This is a genomic window from Caulobacter rhizosphaerae (genome assembly GCF_010977555.1).
Lineage (GTDB): Bacteria > Pseudomonadota > Alphaproteobacteria > Caulobacterales > Caulobacteraceae > Caulobacter > Caulobacter rhizosphaerae.
In genome coordinates this window covers 3,600,913-3,626,672 of the sequence record NZ_CP048815.1, presented here as the reverse complement: position 1 = coordinate 3,626,672, position 25,760 = coordinate 3,600,913, and the positions used below count along the sequence as shown (strand labels likewise).

Genomic DNA, 25,760 nt, shown 5'->3' with positions numbered 1-25,760 from the left:
GATCCGTCATGGCCAACAAGCCTGATGAAGCAGCGGCGGCGCCCAAGGTCGGCGCGCTCCCCGACGTCTATCGCAACTATAACTTCATGCTTTCGTCCCGCGAGATGGGTGATGTCCGGTTCACTGAGTGTTTCGGGCTGGGCGTGCGGATTCATCCGATCCGCTACCGAGAATCCGGCAGCGGCCAGATCGTCCGGACCCTGCCCGGACCGGTGGAATACGCCGAGGTCACGCTGCGATACGGCCTGACCAAGACCCCGGCGCTCTGGGACTGGCTCAAGGAGGTGCTGGCCGGGGGCACGCCTCGCCGCAACATCTCGATCGCGATGATGGACGTGAAGGGCACGGCCGAGGTCCTGCGCTGGAATCTGGACAACGCCTGGCCCTGTGAATGGAGCGGGGTGTCGTTCGACGCCCTCGGCCGCGAGGTGGCGATCGAGGAGCTTAAGCTGTCCTTCGACACCCTGACCCGGGCGTAAGCCATGGCCCTTCGCCGCCTGTTTTCGGGTTGGCTGGGCGCCCTGGCCGCCCTGGCCCGTTCTGTCGCTCAGGCCCTGGAGCACGCCGCCGAGGATCGTTCCGCGCCGGCGCCGAACCCGGTCATGGACGCCCTGGCCGAACGGTATCCGGGCGCGCCGGCCCACTGGCTGGCGTACGTCGCCGAGCGGACGTCCCAACTGGCCGAGGCCGGCGAGGTCCCGTTGTCCCTGAACAGTGACCCGGCGACCTGGCCGCCGACCCAACCCCAGGCCTCGCCGCCGCCGGTCGAGACGATGGCCCGCGCGCCGGTCTCACGCGATCCGGCCCCGACCGGGCCGTCGTCCCGCCGCGAGGCGGCCGTTCCGACCCTGGCGGCGCTGCGTGAGCGACCCTCCGAGACATGGCGACGGCCCGACCTCGCGCCGAAGCGGCGATCAAGGCCGGTGTTCGCGTCTCCGGTTTCGACCGTCAGGTCCGAACCCTCGGCCCATGCTGCGCCTGGGCCGAACGCCGACGCCGTCCGCCGTCCACGCTCGCCGCTGTCGGTCAGGGCTGACATGCCGTCTCGACCGACCTCGGAGACGTCGCGGGCGACGGGTTCCGAAGCGACCGCGCCTCCCGAAGAGATCGTGCGACAGGCCGCGTGGGCGGATGCGCCACGCAACCTCGTCGAGGGTCCGGGGACGGCTCCGGTCCGGCCCATCAGGACGCCGTCAATGGGGGCGGATCCCAGCGTCCGGACGGGCGCTGAGAAGCGAGCGATCCGTGACCCCGGAGCCCATGCTGACCGGACCCGGCCGACGATCCTATCCCGCGATCCCAGACCGTCGACTTTGGGAAGGGTCGTGCAGAGGCCGGTGCGTGTCGCGCGGTTCCTTGCGCCCCGTCCGAAGCCCGTGAAGCGGGCTGAGGCCGCAGACGCCTGGACCGTCGACCGGGGAGGCGCCGTGGAGCACGGATCCGCGGCCCGCGTTGCAGGACCCTCGCCGAGCTCCCCGCGGGCAATACGGGACCTCACGCCCAGTGCGGTGCACGCCTCCTTGCCCCACCCGCCAGGCCTGATCTTTCGAGCGCTCGCCGCCGTCCAGGCGCGATCCCGCGCCAAGCGCGTTCCGGCCGCCGATCCGACTGTGAGGTCAACGCCGCCGACGGCCGGCTTGACGTCTGTCGATGCGCCCTGGCGGGCGTCTTCGGCGGGTTCGGAACCGCCAATGGCGCCTGTTCCCGCCCGTCCCGCGCCGGCTGTTCCGCGCCGAGGCCACGGCGAGTCGACAGCCCCTGTGCGCACGGCCCAGCCCAGGACGCGGCGGGTGGGCCATGAGGGGGCCGCCGTCGAACGCACCGCCCTTGCCTTGAATGGCCAGACGACCGAGCGGGTCAAACGACCGACCTTCACCCCATCCGGTGCAGCTTCGCCAAAGGGCTTCACGCACGGGTTGGCCAATTCGCCGCCGGAAGACCGTTGGCCCTCGCTGCCGCCGGCGACCTTCGCGTCGCCGCAGGGCGTCGCCGCTTCGCCGCCGCGCTGGGAGGACCTGGCCCGTGAACAGGAGGAGGGTCGATGGAACGTGTAGCCTTCCTGCTGGAGCGGTCCGGCGAGCGGATCTCGTGTCTGCTCAATCCAGAGAACCTTGAGGCGCGGCGCACGGCCGGGGTGCGGACGCGGTTGGCCGGCGGCGGCTTCCTGACCGGCGTCGCGCGCTCGGAGGATCCGCTGATCGCCACCGGCGGCGGGGTCACCGAATACGACCTGAACCTGCTGTTCGACGTCGAGGTCGCCCGCGAGGGCCGCTCGCCGACGGCTGCGGAGGACGGCCGAGGACCGGCCGAGGACGACGACGTTCGCGCCCTGACCCGACCGCTGTGGGACCTGACCGAGAACGCCGTGGCGGCCGACGGATTCGCCGCTCCGCCCACGGTTCGGTTCATCTGGGGCAAGTCCTGGAACATTCCGGGCGTGGTGCTGCACGTCTCCGAGCGCCTTGAGCGGTTCAACGCCGACGGCGCGCCCCGGCGATCATGGCTCAGCCTGCGCCTGCGTCGCGTCGAGGATTCCGAGCCGCGCCCGGCCCCCGGCCGACCGGTCACGCCGCAGTTCGAGGCGCCGTCCGAACTCGACGGCGAGTCCGTCGACCAGGCCTCCGCCGTCGACATGCCGGTCGACAATGACGGCCTGCCGCTGAAGCGCTTCGATCAGGTCGCCGACGACGGCTATGGCGACCCCACCCTGTGGGCCGATTTGGCGGCCTACAATGGGGTCGACGATCCCCTCAATGTCCCGGAGGGCACGACCATCGTGTTGCCGTCCCTGGCGGTTCTATTGGGGGCGCGCGCGTGACCTCGATTTTCGCCAACCGCCCCTTGCGGGTCCGCCTTGAGAACGCGCCGCTGGATCCCGACCTGGGACGTCACGCCGTCTCCGCGTTCGTGCGCCAGGCTCTCAACGCACCGGCGATGGCCGAGCTGGTCTTCGCCGACCCGCCGACGGAGACCCTGACGGGCCTGCGCCTCGGCGCCGGCCTGGCCTTTTCGGTGGATGGTTCCGGCGATCTGTTCGATGGCGAGGTCACGGCGGTCGAATATGAGCAGGACGCCGCCCAGGGGCGAGTGGTGCGCCTGCGGGCGCTCGACAAGCTGCACAGGGCGCGGCTGCGCCAGCGGGCCCGGGCCCTGGCCAGCACAACGGTCGCAGATCTGGCCGAGCAGATGGCGGGCGACCTTGGCCTGACGTTCAGTTGCGCCGAGCATCCGCCGACCCGCGCTTTGATCGTCCAGCACGACCAGAACGACTTCGATCTGGTGGTCGACCTGGCGCGCGACGCCGGCCTCTACCTGCAGCTGGAGGCCGACCGTCTGCGGCTGGTCAGCCTGGCCGGCGAAGGCGAGCCGATCCCACTGCGGATGCGCCACGAGATCATTCAGGTCCGCGCGACGGCCGGCGCCGACTCCCTGCGTCCCTGGACCGGCGCCCAGTCGTGGGACCCCGCCCGCGCCGTCGCGGCCAATGCGCGCGCCGGGCTCGCGCGCCAAGACGCCGAGGAGCTGCGGGACGGCGGGCTGACGGCCTTTCCAGACCTGGGCGGTCGGACCCTGTTCAACCGCCTGGCCGCCGACGCCGCCGAGGCCGAGAGCCTGGCCCAGGCCGATCTCGACCGGGCCGTGGCCCGCGCGGTTGTGCTGGAGGCGGTGGTCGAGGGCGACACCCGCCTGCGTCCCGGGCGGCCGGTGACTCTGGAAGGCGTCGGCGACCTGGTCGATGGACGCTGCGTGGTCACCCGCGCCCTGCACCGCTTCGAGGAGGCGCGCGGCTATGTCGTGGAGATCTCGACCGAGCCGCCGGCCCGGCCCGATCGCCCACGCATTCCGGCCTTTACTCTGGGCAAGGTAACCGACGCCGACGATCCCGACGGCCTGGCGCGGGTCCGGGCCCGCCTGCCGGTGCTGGGCGATGTCGAGACGGGCTGGATGTCGGTGTTGCTGCTGGGCGCCGGCGCCGAGAAGGGGGTGGCCATCCTGCCCGAGCCTGAGGACGACGTGCTGGTGCTGTTTCCCGACGGCGACCCGGCCCGAGGGGTGGTCCTGGGCGGCCTCTATGGCGAGCGCACCGCGCCAGGGCCGCGCGGCGCGGGCACGGCCGGCGCCCGAGCCTTCACGGTGCGGACGCCGGGCGGCCAGGTCCTGACCCTGGACAGCGTCGACGCCCTGGCGCGGCTGGAGACCCGCGCGGGCGGGATCTTCGAACTCGGCCCGAACGGCTCGCGCCTGCGCGCCAGCGGCGACCTCGTCATCGAGGCGCCGGGGCGCCGCTTGACGATCCGCGCCGCCGCCGTCGCCTTCGAGGAGGGGTGAGCATGTTGTGGTTGACCCAGGACGCGACGCTGGTCTGCGATCATGGGGGGCGGGTGGGCATCGCCCCGACCCAGACCCTGGTGCGGATCAAGAACCGACTGGCGCTGGTGAATCCCAATCCGCAGTCACGGCCGATCTCAACCTGTCCGAACGCCAATCCGGTCATCGGCCTGCGGCCCTGCCTGACGACCCTCGTGGTCAAGCAGGGCTATTCGACCTTCGTCACCATCGGCGGTCGGGCTGTGTGCCTGGACACGGTGACGGGGCTTACGGACGGGTCGCCCCCCGGCACGGTCAACTACCGCGTGGTCGATCCCGGCCAGCGTCTCGTGGCGGCCGGGAGTTGAGCATGAAGACGGTTCGGGGCATCCGGTTCGAAGGCGCGGAGCTGGGCGGCGCCACGTCCGAGCTGCGGCGGCCGGCGGGGCTGATCCTGTCGCCCACAGGACGACTGGCCGAGGTCAGCGGTCACGACGCCGTGCGTCAGGCGATCGTCCTGCTGCTGACCACCATACCCGGCGAGCGGGTGATGCGGCCCAGCTATGGCTGCCCGCTGCATCGGCTGATGTTCGCGCCCAATGACGCTACGACCGCCGGCCTGGCCATTCATTACGTGCGCCAGTCGATCAAGCGCTGGGAGCCGAGGATCGAGATCGTGCGGCTGGACGCCGGCGTCGATCCCGCCGCGCCCAGCCAACTGACGGTCTCGCTGGACTACCGGGTGCGCAGCAGCAATCAGCCCGGCCAGTTGCAGTTCGGGCTCGACCTGCAGGGGGAAGCCGCCTGATGCCGCTGCCCACCCCCAAGTTGGATGACCGCTCCTTCAACGACCTCATGGCCGACGCCATCAAGGTCATCGACCGTTCGTGCCCGGAATGGACCGATCGCAATCCCAGCGATCCCGGCATCACCCTGTTGGAGGCCTTCGCCTACCTGACCGACACCATGCTGTACCGGCTCAATCGCGTGCCGGAGAAGCTGTATGTCAGTCTGCTGAACCTGGTCGGCGCGCAGGTCCGGCCGCCGGCCGCCGCGGCCGCCACCCTGACGTTCACGCGCACGACGGGCAATGCGCGGATCATCATTCCCGCCGGGGCGCGCATCGCCACCAGCGACGGCTCGGTGACCTTCGTCGTCACCCAGGCCGCGACCTTGGCGGCCGACCAGAAGAGCGTAGAGGCGCCGGCCCTGCACTGCGACACGACCGAGGCCGAGGCGGCCGGGCTTGGGACGGGCGCGCCGGGCCAGAGCGTGCAGATCAAGCGGCCGCCCATTATAGCGCCGTCCGGCGACGGGCTGGACCTGATCGTGGGCGTCGAGGCCGACAGCGCCGAGCTGGCCGAGGGCGCGGTGTCGCGCACCCTGGGCGACAAGAGCTACCGGATCTGGCGTGAGGTCGTCAGCTTCGCCGACGCTGCGCCGACGGATTGCGTCTACAGCGTGGATCGGGCCGCTGGGCGCATCCAGTTCGCCCCGGCCCTGGCGGGCGAAGGCTCCACGCCCCTGGCCAGCGTGCCCGCCCTGGGACGTGACATTCGGGTCTGGTACCGGGGCGGCGGCGGCCGGGCGGGCAACGTGGTTCCCGGCGCCCTGACGGTGTTCAAGACCCCGATTGCCGATCTGGCGGTCACCAATCTCGCGCAGGCCGCCGGTGGGGCCGACGCCGAGAGCGTGCAGGCGGCGATGAGGCGCGGGCCTCTGGAGCTGACCTCCATGCGCTGCGCCGTCACCGCCCGCGACTTCGAGCGGGTGGCCTTGGGCGTCGGCGCGGTGGCTCGGGCCAAGGCCTACGCCCAATCCCAGGTCTGGGCCCATGCCGCGCCAGGCGTGGTCGAGATCCTGCTGGTGCCGGCCGTCGATGCGGAGAAGCTGCCCGACGCGGGGGTCACCGCCCAGGCCGTGATCCAAAGCCGAAGTGAGGAACTGCGGGCGCGGGTCCAGAAGGCGGTCGACCAGCGGCGGCCGCTGGGCGTGCAGACGGCGGTGGGCTGGGCCAGGGTGCGGCCGGTGTCGGTGGCGGCGCGGGTGGTGGTCAGCCGCGAGGAGGACGCGCCGGCCGTGGAGGCGCGACTCCGCACCCGGCTCAACAAGCTGTTTTCACCACTGCGCGACGAGCCGTTCGGCCAGGTTCTCCGGGCCTCCGACGTCTATGAAGCCATGCTGGCCGATCCCAGCGTTCGCTATGCCGACCAGCTTCGCCTGACCATCGGCGAGGCGCCTGACCGCGACGTGTCGGACCTGCTGCGCGATCCGCACCAGGCGCGCACCTGGTTCGCCGCCACCAACCAGGGTCTGCATCGCAGCCTGGACGACGGCGGCACGTGGTCGGTGGTGTTCAAGGCTGACGGCGACCGCCCGCTGTTCGTGCGCCGGCATCGCGACCGGCCCGGCCTGGTCGCCCTGGGGGTCGTGCGCAAGGCCGGCGGCGCCATCCACGTGTCGCGCGACTGCGGCGAGACCTGGAAGACCGAGGCGGCGGTATTCAACAGCGAGGTGTCCGACGCCGACTGGGTCGACCGGGAAGGTTCGCCCCTGCTGCTGATCGCTACCGCGGAAGGCCTGCGCCAGCTCAAGCCGTTCGGCGACGCTGGACCCGCGCCGGTGGTGGTCGACAAGGCCCGCGACACCAAGGGCTTCTACGCCGTGACGACCTCGGTGTCGTCGGCGGGCGTGGTCCAGGTGGCGGTGGCGGCCCGGGCCAAGGGCGGGGTCTACCTGTCGGCCATGGGCGGGGTGTCGGACAGTTTCCACTCGGTGGGGCTGGTCGGCCAGGACATCCGCAGCCTGACAGTGCAACGTTTCAACGCCCGCGACTTCCTCTGGGCGGCCGCCGCGGCCGAGGCCGGCCAGCAGGGGTCCGGCGCCTTCCGGGTGGAGCTGCGTTCCGGCGGCGCCGACGATCCTGAGGGCTTCAAGCCGTTCAATGTCGGCTGGCAGGGTGGCTCCTGCGAGGGCCTGGCGTTCGCCGACCAGTGGGTGTTCGCGGGTTCGAACCGGGGCGGCGTGCTGGCCCTGGACACCACGGTCGCCGCGCCGGCCTGGCGCGCCGCGCCTTTGGACGCCGGCCTGCCGATCCGGGACACCGAACGGCTGCTCCACGTGGTCTCCTGCGTCGCCGCCGCGCCCGCGGCGGGCGGAGCCCCGATGGTGTTCGCCGGCGGCCCCATGGGCGTCTACCGCAGCCTCGACGGGGCCCTGCATTTCGCCACCGCCTCGGCCACGGTGTTCACCGACCGCATCCCGCTGCCCCCCAACTGGCTCTACTGCGCCGACCAGCACCACCTCTCCGTGGTGATTGACGACGATACGGGGGGCTGACCGTGGATCGCGCCCGCATCGCACGGCTCTTGCCGGAAACCTACCAGGCCGCCATTCCGCCGGAGAACCCCTCGGTTCCCGATGGCGCGACGCCGAAGAGGCCTCTGGCCGCGGTGCTGGAGGTGATGGAGGTGCTCCAAGCGCCGGCCGAGAACGCCTTGGCGACCCTCGACTCCCATATCGATCCGATGCGCGCGCCACCGAGCTTCGCCCTGATGCTGGCGCGCTGGCTGGACCTGGATCGTTATCTGGACTGGACCGGGGGACGCCCCGGCGAGGGCGCGCCGCGCTACGCCGCGGGCCTCGGCCGGTTGCGATTGCTGTGCCTGGAAGCGGCCGAGCTGGCGCGCTGGCGCGGCACCCGCAGGACTCTGGAGCGCATCCTGACCGTCGGCACGGGCCTGTCAGGCTTCACGGTGGAGGAAAATCCGCCGGGGCCGAAGGGCGTCGAGAGCAGCTTCCACCTGCGAGTCGTCGCTCCGGCGGCGGCCCGGCCTTTGGCTGACTTAGTGCGTCGCATCGTCGACGAAGAGCGTCCCGCTTACACGACTTACGACATTGAATTTCTTCCAGCCTGACCGCGAAAACGAGGACGAACACCCATGCCGAGTTTCGAGATCCCGGACGGCCCGACGAGCGTGGCCCTGAAGACGGAGGCCGGTTTCCACAAGGCCAACGCCGTGTTCGGCGTCACCAACAAGACGGGGGAGGGGCTGACCGCCCGCTTCAGCGTGCAGATCCAGGGCGGCGGAAAGGCGGAATGGTATTCGATTCAGGGCGAACCGGAGCGGCCCGTCGCGGCTGGCGAGACCCAGACGGTGACGGTGGTGGCGAAGATCCCCGCCGCGACGCCCCCAGGCCAGCATCGGATCAAGTTGCGGGCGACCAATGTCAACGATCCCGACAACGACAGCACCGACAGCGCCGTGGCGACCGTCACGATCCCGGCCGTCGCCAAGCCGCCGACCAAGAAGAAGCCGTTCCCGTGGTGGATTATCGCGGTGGCGGCTGGCGTCCTGGTCCTGGTGATCGGCGCGATCATCGCCGTCGTCTTGCTGACCGGCGGCCCCAAGGTCCCGAAGGTCATCGGGCTGGACTACCCCGCCGCCGTCGCCAAGCTGAAAGAGAAGGGCTACGCCGCCGCGCCGGAAATCAACGAGCCGGCTCCCGACAAGCCCTTAGGCAAGGTTTTCAAGCAGGACCCTGAAGGCGGCGAGAAGGCCGATCCCAAGACAGTGCAGGTCAAGCTGACCGTCGCGGGGGTCCCCACCGTCGCGACGCCGAGCGTGATTGGGTTGGACTATCCGGCCGCCGTCGCCGTGTTCGAAAAGAGCGGCTTCAAGGTCGGTCCGGCCATCGAGGAGGTTTCGCCTGAAAACAGCCTGGGCCTCGTGTTCAAGCAGGAGCCCGCGGCCGACGCCCAGGCCGATCCGAAGACGGTCGAAGTGAAGTTGACCGTGGCTGTGGGCGAGACCGTGACGGTGCCCGTCGTCACGGGCAAGCCCTTCGTCGCGGCCCAAGCCCTGCTGGAGGATCGCGGGTTCAGCGTCGCGCCGGCCGTGGTGGGAAAAGCCTCTGGCCAGAAGCCCGACGTCGTTCTGACCCAGAACCCGGCGGGAGACGTAAAGGCCGCGAAGGGGGGCGTCGTGACGCTGACCGTCGATCCCGGCGTGGCCGTGCCCGATCTGCTCAGCCCTCCAGTCAACGGGATCGCCGGCATCCAGGCGCTGAAGAACGCCGGCCTCGACATCGGGACCATCAGCTCCAGCTGTCGCGGCGCGCCCAACATGGTCGTGGGGCAGAGCATCGCGGCGAAGACCAAGGTCGCCCTGGGTACGCGGGTGGACATCACGGTCGCCAGCGCGACGGCGAGCCCCACCGCCTTCAGGCTCTGCAACGCGGTCGTGGACCTCAAGACCCAGAATTTCGGCAACCAGGTGCGAGGCGTCAACGCGCTATCGCCCAATACGAGAGCCTTCCAGCCGAAGTGACGACTTATCGCGTCGCGAGCGCGGGGCTCGCGACGCCTGGCGAACACAAGGATCACGATATATGCCGAGTTTTGAGATCCCGGACGGGCCAACGGCCATCGCCCTGAAGAAGGAGGGCGCCTTTCACAAGGGCACCGCCGTCTTCGGCGTGACCAACAAGACGGGGGAGGGGCTGACCGCGCGCTTCAGCATTCAGGTCCAGGGCGACGGCAAGGCCGAGTGGTACCAGGTCCAGGGGGAAACGGAACGCACCGTCGCGGCTGGCGAGAACCAGACCGTGACCGTGGTCGGCAAGATCCCCGTCGCGACTCCGCCGGGTCAGCACCGAATCAAGTTGCGGGCGATCAATGTCAACGACCCCGACAACGACAGCACCGACAGCGCGGCGGCGACGGTCACCGTCCCTGCCGCCGAGACGGCTGCGCGGCCGATCAAGAAGCCGTTCCCCTGGTGGATCCTGGCGGTGGTCGGCGGCGTGCTGGTGCTGGTGATCGGCGCGATCATCGCCATCGTGGCGATGAGCGGCGGAGCCAAGGTCCCGAACGTCGTCGGCCAACCCTATGCCGAGGCGGTCAAGGCGCTGGAAAAGGCAGGCTACAAGACGGTCAAGCGGACCGACAAGGCGACGGGCGAGAAACCGCCCGAGGTCGTGCTCGACCAGACGCCGGCCGCGGAGGCCAAGGCCAAGAAGACCGAGGCGGTCCTGCTGACGGTCGCTGTGCCCATGCCGGTGGTCGCGCCGGACGAGCCCAAGGACGAGCCGCCGATCGAGCAGCCGGCCGAGGCCAATTGCGACCCGGCGGTCGGCGCCTGCATAGAGGGCTTCGTTTGGCGCGCCGCTAGTCCCGACGACCGAGTCTGCGTCACCCCCGAGTCGCGTTACCTGGCCAGCCTTGAAAACGGTCAGGCCGGCGCGCGTCGCAATCCGAACGGCGGCCCTTACGGTCCGGACACCTGCCTCCAAGGCTATGTCTGGCGCGATGGCTTCGCCAACGACCACGTCTGCGTGACCGTCGAGCGGCGCACGGTTGTGGCCCAGGAGAACGCGGCAGGATCGTCGCGCTATCGGGCCTGCCGGCCGAAGATCGCCATTCCGCGCCCTACCACCCGTCCGAAGATCACACTGCCTTCGCGTTGAACTCCACCTCGAACAGGCCTGCCGGCTTGGCGGGCTGCAAGGAGACTGAGATATGGAGCGGATTTTCTCTCTGGAGGCCATCCTCGGGTCGCTGGCTTTCGGCGTCCTGGGGGCGGTGCTGGCCCTGATCGTCCGGCTGGCGAAGGGCGACGGCGCCGCGTCGCTCTGGCGAGCGCTTGAGACCTTCCTGACCGCGACGTTCGGGGCCTTCCTGGCGCGAACCTTCATCAGCATCATGCTGAGCGTCGGGGGCGACTCCGACGCGGCCGTGACGGTGACCAGCCTGCTGTTCTTCATCTGGCCGGGCGTGGTGAACCTCGTCTCGCTGGGGTTCGGCCATCCCGTGATCGGCGTCGAGGCCCTGCTGTGGATCGCTCTGGTCGTCGGGGGGCTGGTGGGTCTGTTTGACGGCCTCTGGGCCACCCACAAGTGGGCGGGGCTGGGCGTTCCGGCGTTCCTGCTCGACGTCACCTGGGGGTTGGGCGGCAACACCAACGGCGTGCTGATGCACCTGATCAATTTCGCCTGGGGCGACCATGGCGACGGCCCGACCGAGAACCGCCACGACGCCCACCGCTATGTGAAAGGCTTCGCCGTTCGCTCGGGCTTCGCCTTCACCCAGGGCGCGGTGATGAGCAACACCGACACTTGGACGCCGACCTCCGACCTATTCAAGCACGAAACGATCCACATCTGGCAGAACCGGGTGCTGGGACCGTTCTTCTGGTTCTCGTATGTGGGCTGGATGGCGCTGACCATCATCCCCGCTCTGATCGCCGGCCTGATCGATTCCGGTCGCCGGATCGGCGACGCCATCACCTGGTGGACCTATTTCGACAATCCTTGGGAGGTGATGGCCTACGGCATCGCCAACCCCTCGGATCGGACGGGACAGGTGTTCATGAGCGGCGGTGGAACAGTGACCGGCTGGGTCTGCTGGCCCTGGCCCCTGGCCATCGTCCTTTCGGCGGTCGGGGTGGTGGGTCTCGGCGCGGCCTTCGTGGCGATCCTAGTGGCCGGCTATGGCTGAGCCGCGTCGATGAAGGCCGCCATCATCATCCTGGTCCTGGTCGTGATCGGCTTCGTCGTGGCGATCGGCGTCGCCGTCTATCGTGCGACCACGCCGCCCGCGCCCCCGGCGGCGCACGGACCGCCGACGACGAGCAACGGCGAGATCGACGAGGACGCGCTCGAAACCTGGGGGCCGCCCCCTATGGCCGAGCTCCTGGGCAAGCTGTCACGGCCGTTCGCGCCGAAGCTGCTGAAGAAGACCGTCGAGATTTCGGGTCAGCCCGGCTCGGGTCTGGCCGGCGACAAGCCCGGCGAACTGCCGATCGCCGCGTCCGACAAGAAAATGCGCGTCGCCCGTCTTCGCCTGGTCGAGGGGCGCGGCGCGGTCGCGACCTACCTGTGCGCGCCCGCGGGGAAGGGGGAGACCTGCGATCAGGTCGTGTGCCTATGCCATGAGAACACCGTGCTGGAGGACGACCAGGTCGAGGCCTGCACGGAGTCCTGGCGAAAAGCCCGGGCGATCGGCGACGACAAGTTCAGCTGTAAGAGGAATGACGACGACGTCTCGGCCGTCATCTATGGACGGGGCGGGGTGATCCAGGTGACGCCGATGGGGGAAAGCGCCGCCACGGTGTCGATCCGGTGATCACACCCTGACGGTGCGGACCGCCGAGATCATCGCCAGCAGCGATCCGATCAGCAAGATCAGCAGCCAGATCGCGCCGACGATGGCGATGATCAGCGCGCCGATGGCGTCGGTGATGCTGGCCAGGAATCCCGGAGGAAAGTCGATCAGGAACGCCAACAGCAGGGTGGCGCCGACCGAGACCGCGCTGAGGATGACGATGCCCTTGTTCTGCAGGAACCGCTCGTGGGCCAGGATCAGCAGGATGCAGAAGGCGATCTTCAGGATCAGGATCAGACCCAGAGTGGCCGTCGCCGCCCCGGTCGGAAAATCGGCGAAGGCGACGAAATAGGCGATGGTGCCGAACGGCACGGCCACCAGCAGGGTGATCATCAGGATCAACAGGCCCAGCGCCGCCAGGGCCATCACGATCGCGCCCAGCAGGCCGAAGAAGGCGATCACCAGGGTGACGATCCCCTGCACCCGCCCGATCACGCTGCGCGACAGCAAGATGCCCAGGCCCATCAGCAGGACGGTATAGAGCAGCAGGCCGTCCAGCACCGGCAGGTAGCGAATGCCCAGCCCTGGCGTCGAAGCCTCGAGGCCGGCCTGATGAACGGCGTCCAGAACGAAGGCCGAGGCGCACTCCACGAGCAGGGCCACCAGCAGGACAAAGCCGGCCAGCCAGAAGAACGGTGCGCGCAAACGGTCCATGGGAGGCACCCCGCGTTGATGCGCAACCTTGCCCGATCTCTACCTGGGCGACAAGAAGTGTTGATTTTGCCCGAAAGGTTGTGCGCTCATGAGCGCCTGGGTTGTTGTTTTTTCTGAGCGGTGAAGCCGCGCTCGCTTGACGCCAACCGACTTCCAAAGCCCCAGTCCCCTGGGCTTGACGGAAAACGCCTAGCCTTGAACGGAGAGGGCGCTTCCGTACGCGGATGACATCCAATAGGTGTGTCAGACCTTGCTTAGCTTTTGCAGGCGCCTACATGCCTGACGCCGGGACCCGGCAGGAGGCTGGAATGAACGGCGCGCCAAACAGAACTTTGACGAAGACACCGCGCGTGCGTACGCGGACCCTGGCGCTGATCGCCGCCGGCGGTCTGGCGGTGAGCGCGGCGAGCGCTCACGCCCAGAACGCCGGCGGCGAGCCGCCGTTGGTGGCCGCGCCGGCCGCAAGCAGCGATTCGGTCGATACGGCCTATGATCCGCTGCAAGGCTTCAATCGCGGCAGCTACGGCCTCAGCATGGCCCTGGACCATGCCGTACTTCGCCCCGTCGCCCACGGCTACATGGCCGTGACGCCCAGCCCGCTGCGCCGCCGCGTCAGCGCCGTGGTCTACAATCTGGGCGAGCCCAGCACGACGGTGAACGACATCCTGCAGGGCAAGCCCAAGCGGGCCGGCCGTTCTTCGGCGCGGTTCCTGATCAATTCCACGATCGGCGTCCTGGGCATCTGGGACGTGGCCACGGGCATGGGGCTGAAAGCCCATGACGCCGATTTCGGCCAGACCTTCGGCCGCTATGGCGTCCGGCCCGGCCCCTATCTCTACGTGCCGGTGATCGGTCCGTCGAACTTCCGCGACGGCGTCGGCCGGGTGCTGGACTTCTTTACCGACCCGGTCGGCATCGTCGGCGGCGGCTACACGACCACCTTCGGCGCCACCCGCCTGGGCGTGCAGACGGTCGACACCCGCGCACGGGCCGACACCGCCTTCCGTGCGCTGGACGACGCCACCGATCCCTATGTGACCGCCCGGTCGGCCTATGGTCAGTACCGCGAGGCCTTCATCCGGGAAGCCACCGGGGAGGTGCAGACCTTGCCGGACTTCGACAACGACTACCCGGCCGACCCCGCCGCCGAGCCTGCGTCCGCGCCGCCCGAGGCGACGACCGCTCCGAGCACAACGCAATGACTTCACCGGAAACGACCATGATTGACGCTCGTCCCACCCGCCGTTTCGCACAGCTGGCCCTGGTCGCCCTGATTGGCCTGGGCGCTTTGAGCCAAGCCCGTCCCGCCTTGGCCCAGGCGGCGCGTGATCCCCAGGCCGAGCAGTTCGTGCAGAGCCGCGCCCAGCGGGTGATCACAGTCCTGGCCGACAAGAACCAGAGCATCGCCCAGAAGAAGGCGACCTTCCACCAGGCGATCGATCAGTTGGCCGACGTGCCGAAGATCACCAATTTCGTGCTCGGCAAGTACGCCCGCACCGTTACGCCCGACCAACGCCAGCGGTTCGCGGCCGCGTTCCGCGTCTACGCCGAAAGCGTGTACCAGAATCGGATCAGCGATTATCACGGCGAAGTTCTGAAGGTGACGGGATCGACGGTTCGCAAGCCGGGCGACGTCATCGTCAACACCACGATTTCGGGCGGCCAGATTGGTCAGCCGCTGCCGGTGGCGTGGCGGGTGCTGGGCGGCGGGACCTCGTGGAAGGTTGTCGACGTCCAGTTCAAGGGCGTGTGGCTGGCGATCACCCAGCAACAGGACTTCGTTTCGACCATCGATAACGCCGGCGGCAATATCGACGTGTTGATCAGCCAATTGCAGCGAGACGCCCAGCGTCCCGCCTCGCGGTAACACAAAAGGACGAGGCGGCCGTTCGGGCGGCGCGCCTCGCAGGGCTTCGAAAGGATAAAGGGCTTGCGCGAACAATGGGCCGAGACCCTGATGGGGTTCCTCGTTCTCGTCCTGGCGGCGGGTTTCCTGGTCTATTCGCTGACCGTTGGCGGCGTCGGCGGCCAGCCCGGCGGCTATGAGGTGACGGCCAAGTTCGGGCAGGTCGGCTCCCTGGCGCCGGGCGCGGCGGTCAGCGTCGCGGGCGTGAAGGTGGGCACTGTTTCGGACATCAGGCTGGATCCCAAGACCTACCTGGCGGTCACCAAGCTCAGCCTCGACCCGGACGTCAAACTGCCTTCCGACTCCACCGCCAAGATCACCAGCGACAGCCTGTTGGGCGGCGTCCACGTGGCGATCGCGCCGGGCGGCGCGGCCGACGACATCAAGCCGGGCGGCGAGATCGACAACACCCAGGGCGCGGTCGACCTGTTCGGCCTGATCGGCTCGGTGATGCGGCCGCAAGGCGACGCCGCGCCGGCGGCCGGCGCCGCGCCTGCGGCGAACCCGGCCGCCACGGCTCCGGACAGCTACTGAGATGGCCGCGGCCGACGCGGCGCCGCCCGCGATATTCAAGCCGGTGCGCGCCATCGGTCGTTCCACTCTGGGCGCCTTGCGCATGGTCGGCGGGGTCGGGATGTTCGCCCTGCGCGGCGTGATCTCGGTGTTCAGCCCCCCGTGGTTTCCCATCCAGCTGCTTCGCCAGCTGGTCGCCATCGGCTTCTTCTCGCTGCCGGTCGTCGGGCTGACGGCGATCTTCACCGGCGCGGCCCTGGGGTTGAACATCTATACCGGCGGCGGGCGGTTCAACGCCGAGCAGGTGATGCCGCAGATCGTCGCCCTGGGCATCACCCGGGAGCTGGGCCCGGTGCTGGCGGCCCTGATGCTGGCGGGGCGGGTCTCGGCCGCCATCGCCGCCGAGATCGGCGCCATGCGCGCCACCGAGCAGATCGACGCCATGCGCACGCTGTCGACCGACCCGTTCCGCTACCTGGTCGCGCCGCGCCTGCTGGCCGCGACCCTGGTGCTGCCGCTGCTAACCCTGGTGGCCGACATCATCGGCGTGGCCGGCGGCTGGCTGGTGGCGGTGCGGATCCTGGACTTCAATTCGACGATCTATGTCCGCAACACCATGAACTTCATCCAGGGGTGGGACGTCGGCTCCGGGCTGATCAAGGCGGGGGTGTTCGGCTTCATCGTCGCGCTGATGGGCTGCTACCATGGCTACAACGCCAAGGGCGGGGCGCGCGGCGTGGGCCGGGCGACGACGCACGCGGTGGTGTCCTCGGCGATCCTGATCTTCGCGTCCGACTATTTCCTCACAACGCTGTTCACGCACGCATGACCGACATCCCGAAACTCGAGTGGAAGGGCGTCAGCAAGCGCTTCGACGGACCGGTCCTGGACGGGCTGGATCTCAGCGTCGCGGCGGGACGGTCGCTGGTCATTATCGGCGGGTCCGGCCAGGGCAAGTCGGTGACCATCAAGGTGGCCATGGGTCTTGTGCGCCCCGACGCCGGCCAGGTGCTGGTCGACGGCGAGGACCTGGTCGGCGTCAGCGGCGCGTCGCGTCGCAAGCTGTTCGAACGCATCGGCGTGCTGTTCCAGGGCGCAGCGCTGTTCGATAGCCTCAGCGTCTGGGAGAACGTCGCCTTCCGCCTGATCAACGCCGACGGCGTGCCGCGGAAGGAGGCCAAGGCGCGGGCGGTCGAGGCCCTCGGTCGCGTCCACCTGGGCGTCCATGTCGCCGATTCCTATCCGTCCGAGTTGTCGGGCGGCATGCAGAAGCGGGTCGGTCTGGCCCGCGCGGTGGTGGCCAATCCGGAGATCATCTTCTTCGACGAACCGACCACCGGACTGGACCCGATCACCTCGGCGGCGATTAACGAACTGATCGTCGACCAGGTAAAGGGGCTGGGCTGCACCGCCGTGTCGATCACCCACGACCTGGCGTCGGCCCGGACGATCGGCGACGAGATCGCCATGCTGCACGCTGGCAAGATCGTCTGGCGCGGAGCCCCCGCAGAGCTTGACCGCACCGACAATCCCTATGTGCGCCAGTTCGTCGATGGGCGGGCGGACGGTCCGATGGCCAGCACGGTCTAGGCATGAAGGCGGAAAGGGCGAGAACGGCGCTTCTGGCGCTGGCGCTGGGTTGCGGTCTGGCCGGGACGGTCCAGGCACAGGATTACGTCCGCGCCGACTGTCGGGCTCAACTCGACCCAAGCTCGCTGCGGTTCGACACGTCGCTGCACCAGCGCTGGTACAGGCGGTTCTGGACCGGCGATTGCGATCACCTGCCGCTCTGCATTCCCGGCTCGCCGAACTGGAACAGCATCGTCGGCAAGCTGCTGGTTCGCGGCGGTCCGGCCGAGCAGGCCGCTCTGTTGCCCAAGGCCTGCCGGCTGGGACAGATGATCGGGCTGGAATGGGCGCGCGACAAGAAAGTCCGCCGCATCGACACCCGGGACCTGCACGCCTTCAAGGGCCAACTGGAGGCCTCGGGCGACGCTCTGCGCGGCGTCGAGCAGGTCGAGGCGTCAGCCCGCGCGAAAATGGCGCGATAGCGACCGTAGACCGCGTTCGGTGAAGAGCTTCACCGTGTAAGCGGAACCAAAGAATTTTCCCTGCGTTGGACCGTTTCGGGGAGGGCATGGGGATTTCGGTGCGGGTCGTCGAAGCGGGAAAGCGCTTCCAAACGCCGGGACCGGCTTTCCCAACAGCGCCGCCCACGTAGATCGAACGATTTCGACGTGGAGTATTTCTATGCCGGCGGCACAGTCCAAGGCGCAGCAGCGCGGGCTCGACAACCACCAGCTTCTGGCCGCCTTGCGAGCCTTCCGGCGCGGGGACTTCTCGGTGCGCTTGCCGACGGACCTATCCGGCCTGGATGGTGAACTGGCCGAGGCGTTCAACGATGCCGTCAATCTTAACGATCAAATGTCGAAAGAGTTCGAGCGTCTCGGCGACGTCGTCGGCAAACAGGGCAAGATCAACCATCGCGCTCGCCTGCCGGGGGCCACCGGCTCGTGGGCCGCCAGCGTCGACGCCGTCAACAACCTGATCACAGACATGGTTCACCCGACCGCCGAAATGGCCCGGGTGATCGGAGCCACCGCCAAGGGCGACCTTTCCCAGACCATGGACCTGGAGAACGAGGAGCGCCCGCTGCGCGGCGAGTTCCTGCGCATCGGCAAGGTGGTCAACACCATGGTGGGCCAGCTGGGGTCGTTCGCCTCGGAAGTGACCCGGGTGGCGCGGGAAGTCGGCACCGAGGGCAAGCTGGGCGGCCAGGCTCAGGTGAAGGGCGTGGCCGGAACCTGGAAGGACCTGACCGACAACGTCAACCTGATGGCCGCCAACCTGACCGGTCAGGTCCGTAACATCGCCGAAGTCACCACGGCCGTCGCGAACGGCGACCTCTCGCGCAAGATCACCGTCGATGTGAAGGGCGAGGTGCTGGAGCTGAAGAACACCATCAACACCATGGTGGACCAGCTCAACAGCTTCGCCTCGGAAGTCACGCGGGTGGCGCGGGAAGTCGGCACGGAAGGCAAGCTGGGCGGCCAAGCCAACGTGAAGGGCGTCGCCGGCACCTGGAAGGAGCTGACCGACAACGTCAACCTGATGGCCGGCAATCTGACCGGCCAGGTCCGCAACATCGCCGAGGTCACCACCGCCGTGGCCCGCGGCGACCTCTCGCGCAAGATCACCGTCGACGTGAAGGGCGAGGTGCTGGAGCTGAAGAACACCATCAACACCATGGTGGACCAGCTCAACAGCTTCGCCTCGGAAGTCACGCGGGTGGCGCGGGAAGTCGGCACCGAGGGCAAGCTGGGCGGCCAGGCTCGGGTGGAAGGCGTGGCCGGCACCTGGAAGGACCTGACCGACAACGTCAACCTGATGGCCGGCAACCTGACCGGCCAGGTCCGTAACATCGCCGAGGTGACCACCGCCGTCGCCATGGGCGATCTCAGCAAGAAGATCACCGTCGACGTGAAGGGCGAGGTGCTGGAGCTGAAGAACACCATCAACGTCATGGTGGACCAGCTGAACGCCTTCGCCTCGGAAGTGACCCGGGTGGCGCGGGAAGTCGGCACGGAAGGCAAGCTGGGCGGCCAGGCGAACGTCACCGGCGTCGGCGGCACCTGGAAGGAGCTGACCGACAACGTCAACCTGATGGCGGGCAACCTGACCGGCCAGGTCCGCAACATCGCCGAGGTGACCACCGCCGTCGCCATGGGCGATCTCTCCAAGAAGATCACCGTCGACGTGCGCGGCGAAATCCTGGAGCTGAAGAACACCATCAACACCATGGTGGACCAGCTGAACTCGTTCTCGTCCGAAGTGACCCGGGTGGCGCGGGAAGTGGGCACCGAAGGCAAGCTGGGCGGCCAGGCCCAGGTGAAGGGCGTGGCGGGCACCTGGAAGGATCTGACCGACAACGTCAACTTCATGGCCGGCAACCTGACCGGCCAGGTCCGCAACATCGCCGAGGTCACCACCGCCGTCGCTAACGGCGACCTTTCCAAGAAGATCACCGTGGACGTGCGCGGCGAGATCCTGGAGCTGAAGAACACCATCAACGTCATGGTGGACCAACTGAACGGTTTCGCCTCGGAAGTGACCCGGGTGGCGCGGGAAGTCGGCACCGAGGGCAAGCTGGGCGGCCAGGCCCAGGTGAAGGGCGTGGCCGGGACCTGGAAGGACCTGACCGACAACGTCAACCTGATGGCCGCCAACCTGACCGGTCAGGTCCGCAACATCGCCGAGGTCACCACCGCGGTGGCCATGGGCGATCTCAGTAAGAAGATCACCGTGGACGTGCGCGGCGAGATCCTGGAGCTGAAGAACACCATCAACGTCATGGTCGATCAGCTGAACTCGTTCAGCTCGGAAGTGACGCGGGTGGCGCGGGAAGTGGGCACCGAGGGCAAGCTGGGCGGCCAGGCCCAGGTGAAGGGCGTCGCCGGCACCTGGAAGGACCTCACCGACAACGTCAACTTCATGGCCGCCAACCTGACCGGCCAGGTCCGAAACATCGCCGACGTGACCACCGCCGTCGCCAAGGGCGACCTCTCCAAGAAGATCACCGTCGACGTGAAGGGCGAGATCCTGGAACTGAAGTCGACCATCAACGTCATGGTGGACCAACTGAACGGTTTCGCCTCGGAAGTGACGCGGGTGGCGCGGGAAGTGGGCACCGAGGGCAAGCTGGGCGGCCAGGCCCAGGTGCCCGGCGTGGCCGGCACCTGGAAGGACCTGACCGACAACGTCAACATGATGGCCGCCAACCTGACCGGTCAGGTGCGGAACATCGCCGATGTCGTCACCGCCGTGGCCCAGGGCAACCTCAAGCGCAAGCTGACCCTGGACGCCAAGGGCGAGATCGCTTCGCTGGCCGACACCATCAACGGCATGATCGAGACCCTGGCCACTTTCGCCGACCAGGTGACCAACGTGGCCCGCGAAGTGGGTTCGGAAGGCAAGCTGGGCGGCCAGGCCCGGGTGCCTGGCGCCGCGGGCCTCTGGCGCGACCTGACCGACAACGTCAACGAACTGGCCGCCAACCTGACCACCCAGGTCCGCGCCATCGCCGAGGTGTCCACCGCCGTGACCAAGGGCGACCTGACGCGGTCGATCACCGTCGAAGCGTCGGGGGAAGTCGCGGCCCTGAAGGACAACATCAACGAGATGATCCGCAACCTGAAGGATCAGACGTTGAAGAACACCGAGCAGGACTGGCTGAAGACCAACCTGGCCCGGTTCAGCCGCATGTTGCAGGGCGAGCGCGACCTGTCGACCGTGTCGAACCTGGTGCTGTCGGAACTGGCGCCGCTGATCAACGCCCAGCACGGGGTGTTCTACGTTTCCGACCACGACGTGAACGGCGAACCGGTGCTGAACCTCGCCGCCAGCTACGCCGCCAATCCGGGCGACCGGCCGCCGGCGCGGCTGCGCCAGCGCGAAGGCCTGATCGGCCAGTGCGCGGCCGAGCGCCAGCGGATCCTGCTGACCAATGTTCCGTCCGAGTACATCAAGATCAGCTCGGGCCTGGGCGAGGCCGCGCCGCAGAACATCATCGTCCTGCCCGCCCTGTTCGAAGGCGAGCTGAAGGCGGTGATCGAGCTGGCCACCTTCGGGACCTTCAACGAGACCCAGCAGGCCTTCCTCGACCAGCTGATGGAATCCATCGGCATCGTGCTGTCGACCATCGCCGCCAACATGCGGACCGAAGGCCTGCTCGAGCAGTCGCAGCTGTTGACCGCCGAACTCCAGGCCCAGCAGGAAGAACTGAAGAAGACCAACGACCGCCTCGAGCAGCAGGCCGCGTCGCTGCGGCAATCCGAGGAGCTGCTGCGGTCCAAGCAGGACGAACTGCAGCAGACCAACGCCGAGCTGGAGGACAAGGCGGTCCTGCTGTCGGCCCAGAACAAGCAGGTGGAGGCCAAGAACACCGAGGTCGAGCAGGCCAAGGCGGCGCTGGAGGAAAAGGCCGAGCAGCTGGCCTTGACCTCCAAGTACAAGTCCGAGTTCCTGGCCAATATGAGCCACGAGCTGCGGACGCCGCTCAACAGCCTGCTGATCCTGTCCAAGATGCTCAGCGAGAACGCGCAAGGGAACCTGAGCGCTAAACAGGTGGAGTTCGCCCGCAACATCCACAGCGCCGGCGCAGACCTGCTGGGGCTGATCAACGACATCCTGGACCTGTCGAAGATCGAGAGCGGCACGGTCACACTCGACATCGGCGAGATGTCGTTCGCGTCGCTGCGCGACCAGACCGACCGCACCTTCTCCCAGCTGGCCCAGGACAAGAAGCTGGACTTCTTCATCAACATCGATCCGGCGCTGCCCCGCTCGATGTACACCGACGACAAGCGCCTGCAGCAGGTGATCAAGAACCTGCTGTCCAACGCCTTCAAGTTCACCCAGACGGGTTCGGTGCGCCTGACCATCGCGCGGGCGGAAGACGGCTGGGCCAGCGGCAACGATCACCTGAACAAGGCCGGCCAGGTGCTGGCCTTCTCGGTCGAGGACACGGGCATCGGCATTCCCGAGGACAAGCAGCGGATCATTTTCGAGGCCTTCCAACAGGCCGACGGCACCACTAGCCGCAAGTACGGCGGCACGGGTCTGGGCCTGTCGATCAGCCGTGAGATCACCCGCCTGCTGGGCGGCGAGCTGCGGGTCGTCTCGACGCCGGGGCAGGGCAGCACCTTCACCCTCTATCTGCCGCTGAACTTCAGTCCGGCCGCCCAACCGCAGATGACCCAGCCGCTTCGTCCCGCCACCTCGCCGGTCCAGACCTTCCGCCTCTCGACGACCGAGGCCGGATCGGTCGAACCGGCCGAGACCGTCGTCGACGACCGCGAGCAGATCGAGCCCGGCGACGCCGTGGTGCTGATCGTCGAGGACGACACCCGCTTCGCCTCGATCCTGCTGTCTCTGGTGCGCGACAGCGGTTTCAAGGGCGTCGTCACCGGGGAGGGCTCAGCCGTGCCGTCGCTGGCTCGCCGGTTCAGCCCCGACGCGATCATGCTGGACATCGGCCTGCCCGACATGGACGGCCTGGCCCTGCTGGACCTGCTCAAGCGCACGCCGGACACCCGGCATATACCGGTCCAGGTGATCTCAGCCGACGACCACGGTGGGCTGGGCCTATCGATGGGCGCCTTCGGTTTCACCAGCAAGCCGGTGGAACGCGAGGCGGTCGCCTCGACGCTGGAGAAGGTCAAGAAGCTGGTCGCCGAGACCGGTCGCGCCCCGATCCTGGTCGGCGGAGCAGGTCAGGCGGCCGACACGCTGCGTCACGCCATCGGCGCGGTGAAGGTGGTGGCCACGCTGTCGGAGTTGCCCGACGAGGCCTTCACCGACGAGGGGGATTGCCTGGTGATCGATGTGGGGGCGGGCCCGGTCGGGCCGTTCATCGACACCCTCAAGCAGCGCGGCGCGACTTCGGGCGTGGCGGTGCTCTACGCCCCCGAGGAGCTGGATCCCGAGGAGGATCGCCGGCTGCGGCTTGCGGTGTTCTCCGGACTTGCGCGCCTGGCCCGTACGCCCGAGCAACTGATCGACCACGTCACCATGTCGCTGCACGCGCCGCTGGATCGCCTGTCGACGCCGGCCAAGGCGATGATCGCCCACAGTCGCCACGCCGACGCCGTCCTGACCGGCCTGACCGCGGTGGTGATCGACGACGACATCCGCAACATCTTCTCGCTGGCCAGCGCGCTGGAGGAGTACGGCATCGAGCTGCGCTACGCCGAAAGCGGCCGTGAAGGGCTGGAGCTGCTCGACAGCCTGCCCGAGGTGGATATGGTGCTGGTCGACATCATGATGCCCGACATGGACGGCTACGAGACCATGCGCGAGATCCGGGCCCGGCCACGCTTCTCCGACCTGCCGGTGATCGCCGTCACCGCCAAGGCGATGAAGGGCGACCGCCAGAAGTGCATCCAGGCGGGCGCCTCGGACTATGTGTCCAAGCCGGTCGACATTGACCAGCTGATCTCGGTGCTGCGCGTCTCGGTCCAGCGCACGGACGCCCAGCGCCTGGCCGGCGACAATGTCGTCACCATCCATAGCGCCGCAGCGCAATGAGCGTACCCGCGGTCAAGCATCAGGCGGTCACGCCGCCCGAAGACCGGCTCAGGACCCGGATTCTCATTGTCGACGACGATGAGCGCAATGCTTTCGCGGCCATACAGGCCTTGGAAACCTTAGGCCAGGAGCTGGTGGTCGCCCGTTCGGGCGAGGAGGCCTTGCGTCATCTGCTGACCGACGACTTCGCGGTGATCCTGCTGGACCTGCACATGCCCGGCATGGACGGCTACGAGACGGCCGAGCTGATCCGTCAGCGCCGCCGCAACCGCGACGTGCCCATCGTCTTCCTGACGGCGGTGTTCCGGGACGAGGCCCACATCTTCAAGGCCTATTCCGCCGGGGCTGTCGACGTGGTGTTCAAGCCGGTGGACCCGTTCATCCTGCGCTCCAAGGTGCAAGTGCTGGTGGACCTGCACATCAAGACGCTTGAACTCGAGCAACAGTCGGAGAGCCGGCGCCTGTTGATCGAGGAAAACGCCCGCATCCATGCCGAGAAGCTGGCGGCGGAACGGGCCCTTCGCCGCACCCAGGAGCGCCAGGAGGCGATCCTTCGGGCGCTGCCGGTGGTCTTCCACTCGCGCACCGCCGACGCGCCCTACGAGCCGCTGTTCGTCGGCGGCAATGTCATGGAACTGACCGGCTTTTCGGCGGAGGACTTCCTGGCCACCGCCGACTTCGGCATCAGCCGGGTCCATCCCGACGACGTCGATATCGTGGCCCGGGCCCAGGCCGAGGCTCGCAAGTCCGGCGCCTATGCCTGCGAATACCGTTGGCGGTGCGCCGACGGCTCGTACCGTTCGCTGATCGACCAGGGCGTTCTGGCCCAGGACGAGGAGAGCGGGCGTGCAGTGGTGTTCGGCACTTTGCTCGACAACACCGAACGCCGAGGGCTGGAGGAGCAACTGAGCCATGCCCGCAAGATGGAGGCGGTCGGCCAGCTGACCGGCGGCGTCGCCCACGACTTCAACAACCTGCTGACCGTGGTGCTAGGCAATATCGAGCTGATCAAGCGGCGAACCGGCGAGCAGCACGAACTCGCCCGTCAGATCGAGGCGGTGCGGCTGGCGGCCGAGAAGGGCGGGGCCCTGACCCGTCAGCTGCTGGCCTTCTCGCGCCGCCAGCGCCTGAATCCTCTGACCGTCGATCTCAACGGGTTGATCGCCGACTTCGCGCCGCTGCTGCGGCAGGCGGTCGGCGAGGCGGTGAGCATCGACCTGAATCTGGCCACCGAACCGCTTCCAGCTCACCTCGACCCAGCCCAGTTCGAGAGCGCCCTGCTAAATCTGGCGGTTAACGCCCGCGACGCCATGGAGGGCGGCGGCGTGTTGTCCATCGCCACCAGAACCGTCGACGGGGACGCCCCCAGGATCCTGGTGACCGTCCGCGACACGGGCCAGGGCATGGACGCCGATGTCGCCTCGCGCATCTTCGAGCCCTTCTTCACGACCAAGGAGATCGGCAAGGGCTCGGGGTTGGGTCTGTCGCAGGTCTACGGTTTCGTGCGGCAGTCGGGCGGCGAGGTTTCGGTAAGAAGCTCGCCGGGCCAGGGCGCGATTTTTGAAATCTCTCTGCCCCGGAGCCTGTCGGCGCCCGGTCCGCGCGGCCTCGGCGGGGAGCCTGGGGAGGCCGTGGGCGGCTCCGAGCGGGTGCTGGTGGTCGAGGACGACCCGGCGGTGCTGGCCATGGCGGTCGAGACGCTGGAAGGCCTGGGCTACCAAGTCACCACGGCGGATACGGCCGCGGCCGCCCTGAAGCGCCTGAAGGGGCGCAAGACCTTCGAACTGCTGTTCTCCGACGTGGTCATGCCTGGCGGCGTCAACGGCGTCCAGCTGGCCCACCTGGCGCTGCAGGAACGGCCTGGGCTCAAGGTCTTGCTGACCTCCGGCTATGTGGGGGACGAGGCTGCGTCCTGGGCCAACGAGTTTCCGATGATCGACAAGCCCTATCTGGGCCCGGCCCTGGCGGCCAAGATCCGCGCCGTGCTGGACGCCGACGCCCTCGCCACGGAAGAGCCCAAGCTAAGGCAGGGCTAGGAGAGACGATTTCTGTCGAAGCGCGCCTTGTCGCCGCGCGACCGGCGCCATCTGACAAGCTGGGCCGCGCCGGCGGGGGCGGCCTCCTACTTTC

The 25,760-nt window shown here is 68.4% G+C and carries 22 protein-coding genes; 20 read left to right on the top strand and 2 right to left on the bottom strand.

Annotation, left to right across the window (positions count from 1 at the left end; all coding sequences use genetic code 11):
• Positions 1-8: 8 nt before the first annotated feature.
• Positions 9-479, top strand: coding sequence for a phage tail protein (locus G3M57_RS16595; RefSeq protein WP_057187067.1), 471 nt, complete (start codon positions 9-11; stop codon positions 477-479).
• 68 nt (positions 480-547) lie between these two features.
• On the opposite strand, the gene G3M57_RS16590 is transcribed toward G3M57_RS16595, so the two are convergent.
• Complete coding sequence (locus G3M57_RS16590; protein ID WP_163231799.1) at positions 548-1,039, bottom strand: hypothetical protein; 492 nt, start codon at positions 1,037-1,039, stop codon at positions 548-550.
• Positions 1,040-1,691: 652 nt separating this feature from the next.
• Here G3M57_RS16590 and G3M57_RS16585 point away from each other — a divergent pair.
• From G3M57_RS16585 to G3M57_RS16535, 11 genes are all read left to right on the top strand, one after another.
• A complete protein-coding gene (locus G3M57_RS16585; protein WP_163231797.1) occupies positions 1,692-2,054 on the top strand; it encodes a hypothetical protein in 363 nt (120 codons plus the stop codon).
• On the top strand, positions 2,042-2,818 hold the full coding sequence (locus G3M57_RS16580) for a CIS tube protein (RefSeq protein WP_163231795.1): 777 nt from the start codon (positions 2,042-2,044) through the stop codon (positions 2,816-2,818). The genes G3M57_RS16585 and G3M57_RS16580 overlap by 13 nt, the downstream gene beginning before the upstream one ends.
• Complete coding sequence (locus tag G3M57_RS16575; protein ID WP_056753830.1) at positions 2,815-4,329, top strand: phage baseplate assembly protein V; 1,515 nt, start codon at positions 2,815-2,817, stop codon at positions 4,327-4,329. The genes G3M57_RS16580 and G3M57_RS16575 overlap by 4 nt, the downstream gene beginning before the upstream one ends.
• Positions 4,330-4,331: 2 nt before the next feature.
• Positions 4,332-4,676, top strand: coding sequence for a hypothetical protein (locus tag G3M57_RS16570; protein WP_163231793.1), 345 nt, complete (start codon positions 4,332-4,334; stop codon positions 4,674-4,676).
• 2 nt (positions 4,677-4,678) lie between these two features.
• Positions 4,679-5,116, top strand: coding sequence for a GPW/gp25 family protein (locus G3M57_RS16565; protein WP_082564513.1), 438 nt, complete (start codon positions 4,679-4,681; stop codon positions 5,114-5,116).
• Positions 5,116-7,647, top strand: a complete 2,532-nt coding sequence (locus G3M57_RS16560; RefSeq protein WP_163231791.1) for a baseplate J/gp47 family protein — start codon at positions 5,116-5,118, stop codon at positions 7,645-7,647. Before G3M57_RS16565 ends, G3M57_RS16560 begins: the two co-directional genes overlap by 1 nt.
• Before the next feature lie 2 nt (positions 7,648-7,649).
• The gene (locus G3M57_RS16555) at positions 7,650-8,225 is read left to right on the top strand and encodes a hypothetical protein (protein WP_056753821.1); all 576 of its coding nucleotides are present in this window, start codon (positions 7,650-7,652) and stop codon (positions 8,223-8,225) included.
• Positions 8,226-8,249: 24 nt separating this feature from the next.
• Positions 8,250-9,638 carry a PASTA domain-containing protein gene (locus tag G3M57_RS16550; RefSeq protein ID WP_163231789.1) on the top strand — a complete coding sequence of 463 codons (1,389 nt, stop codon included), beginning with the start codon at positions 8,250-8,252 and terminating at the stop codon, positions 9,636-9,638.
• A gap of 61 nt (positions 9,639-9,699) precedes the next feature.
• On the top strand, positions 9,700-10,776 hold the full coding sequence (locus tag G3M57_RS16545) for a PASTA domain-containing protein (protein WP_163231787.1): 1,077 nt from the start codon (positions 9,700-9,702) through the stop codon (positions 10,774-10,776).
• Positions 10,777-10,828: 52 nt separating this feature from the next.
• Positions 10,829-11,806, top strand: a complete 978-nt coding sequence (locus G3M57_RS16540) for a hypothetical protein (RefSeq protein WP_056753815.1) — start codon at positions 10,829-10,831, stop codon at positions 11,804-11,806.
• A 9-nt stretch (positions 11,807-11,815) separates the two neighbouring features.
• Positions 11,816-12,433, top strand: coding sequence for a hypothetical protein (locus G3M57_RS16535; protein ID WP_163231786.1), 618 nt, complete (start codon positions 11,816-11,818; stop codon positions 12,431-12,433).
• Here the strand turns inward: G3M57_RS16535 and G3M57_RS16530 are convergent, their stop codons facing one another.
• On the bottom strand, positions 12,434-13,126 hold the full coding sequence (locus G3M57_RS16530) for a hypothetical protein (protein ID WP_056753810.1): 693 nt from the start codon (positions 13,124-13,126) through the stop codon (positions 12,434-12,436). It abuts the gene before it with no gap.
• A gap of 350 nt (positions 13,127-13,476) precedes the next feature.
• Between G3M57_RS16530 and G3M57_RS16525 the strand changes: the two genes are divergently transcribed.
• From G3M57_RS16525 to G3M57_RS16490, 8 genes are all read left to right on the top strand, one after another.
• The gene (locus tag G3M57_RS16525; protein WP_369800264.1) at positions 13,477-14,328 is read left to right on the top strand and encodes an MlaA family lipoprotein; all 852 of its coding nucleotides are present in this window, start codon (positions 13,477-13,479) and stop codon (positions 14,326-14,328) included.
• Positions 14,325-14,993 carry an MlaC/ttg2D family ABC transporter substrate-binding protein gene (locus G3M57_RS16520; RefSeq protein ID WP_163231784.1) on the top strand — a complete coding sequence of 223 codons (669 nt, stop codon included), beginning with the start codon at positions 14,325-14,327 and terminating at the stop codon, positions 14,991-14,993. The genes G3M57_RS16525 and G3M57_RS16520 overlap by 4 nt, the downstream gene beginning before the upstream one ends.
• Positions 14,994-15,056: 63 nt before the next feature.
• Positions 15,057-15,566 carry an outer membrane lipid asymmetry maintenance protein MlaD gene (gene mlaD / locus G3M57_RS16515; RefSeq protein WP_163231782.1) on the top strand — a complete coding sequence of 170 codons (510 nt, stop codon included), beginning with the start codon at positions 15,057-15,059 and terminating at the stop codon, positions 15,564-15,566.
• Between the two features lies 1 nt (position 15,567).
• Entirely contained in the window at positions 15,568-16,374 is an 807-nt protein-coding gene (locus G3M57_RS16510; RefSeq protein ID WP_056753799.1) for an MlaE family ABC transporter permease, read from the top strand.
• A complete protein-coding gene (locus G3M57_RS16505; RefSeq protein WP_163231780.1) occupies positions 16,371-17,135 on the top strand; it encodes an ABC transporter ATP-binding protein in 765 nt (254 codons plus the stop codon). The genes G3M57_RS16510 and G3M57_RS16505 overlap by 4 nt, the downstream gene beginning before the upstream one ends.
• 2 nt (positions 17,136-17,137) lie before the next feature.
• Entirely contained in the window at positions 17,138-17,596 is a 459-nt protein-coding gene (locus G3M57_RS16500) for a hypothetical protein (RefSeq protein ID WP_163231778.1), read from the top strand.
• Positions 17,597-17,795: 199 nt separating this feature from the next.
• Positions 17,796-23,630 (top strand): hybrid sensor histidine kinase/response regulator, encoded by a 5,835-nt coding sequence (locus tag G3M57_RS16495; RefSeq protein ID WP_163231776.1) that lies wholly within the window; start codon positions 17,796-17,798, stop codon positions 23,628-23,630.
• Positions 23,627-25,666 carry a response regulator gene (locus G3M57_RS16490; protein ID WP_163231774.1) on the top strand — a complete coding sequence of 680 codons (2,040 nt, stop codon included), beginning with the start codon at positions 23,627-23,629 and terminating at the stop codon, positions 25,664-25,666. Before G3M57_RS16495 ends, G3M57_RS16490 begins: the two co-directional genes overlap by 4 nt.
• Positions 25,667-25,760 lie beyond the last annotated feature (94 nt).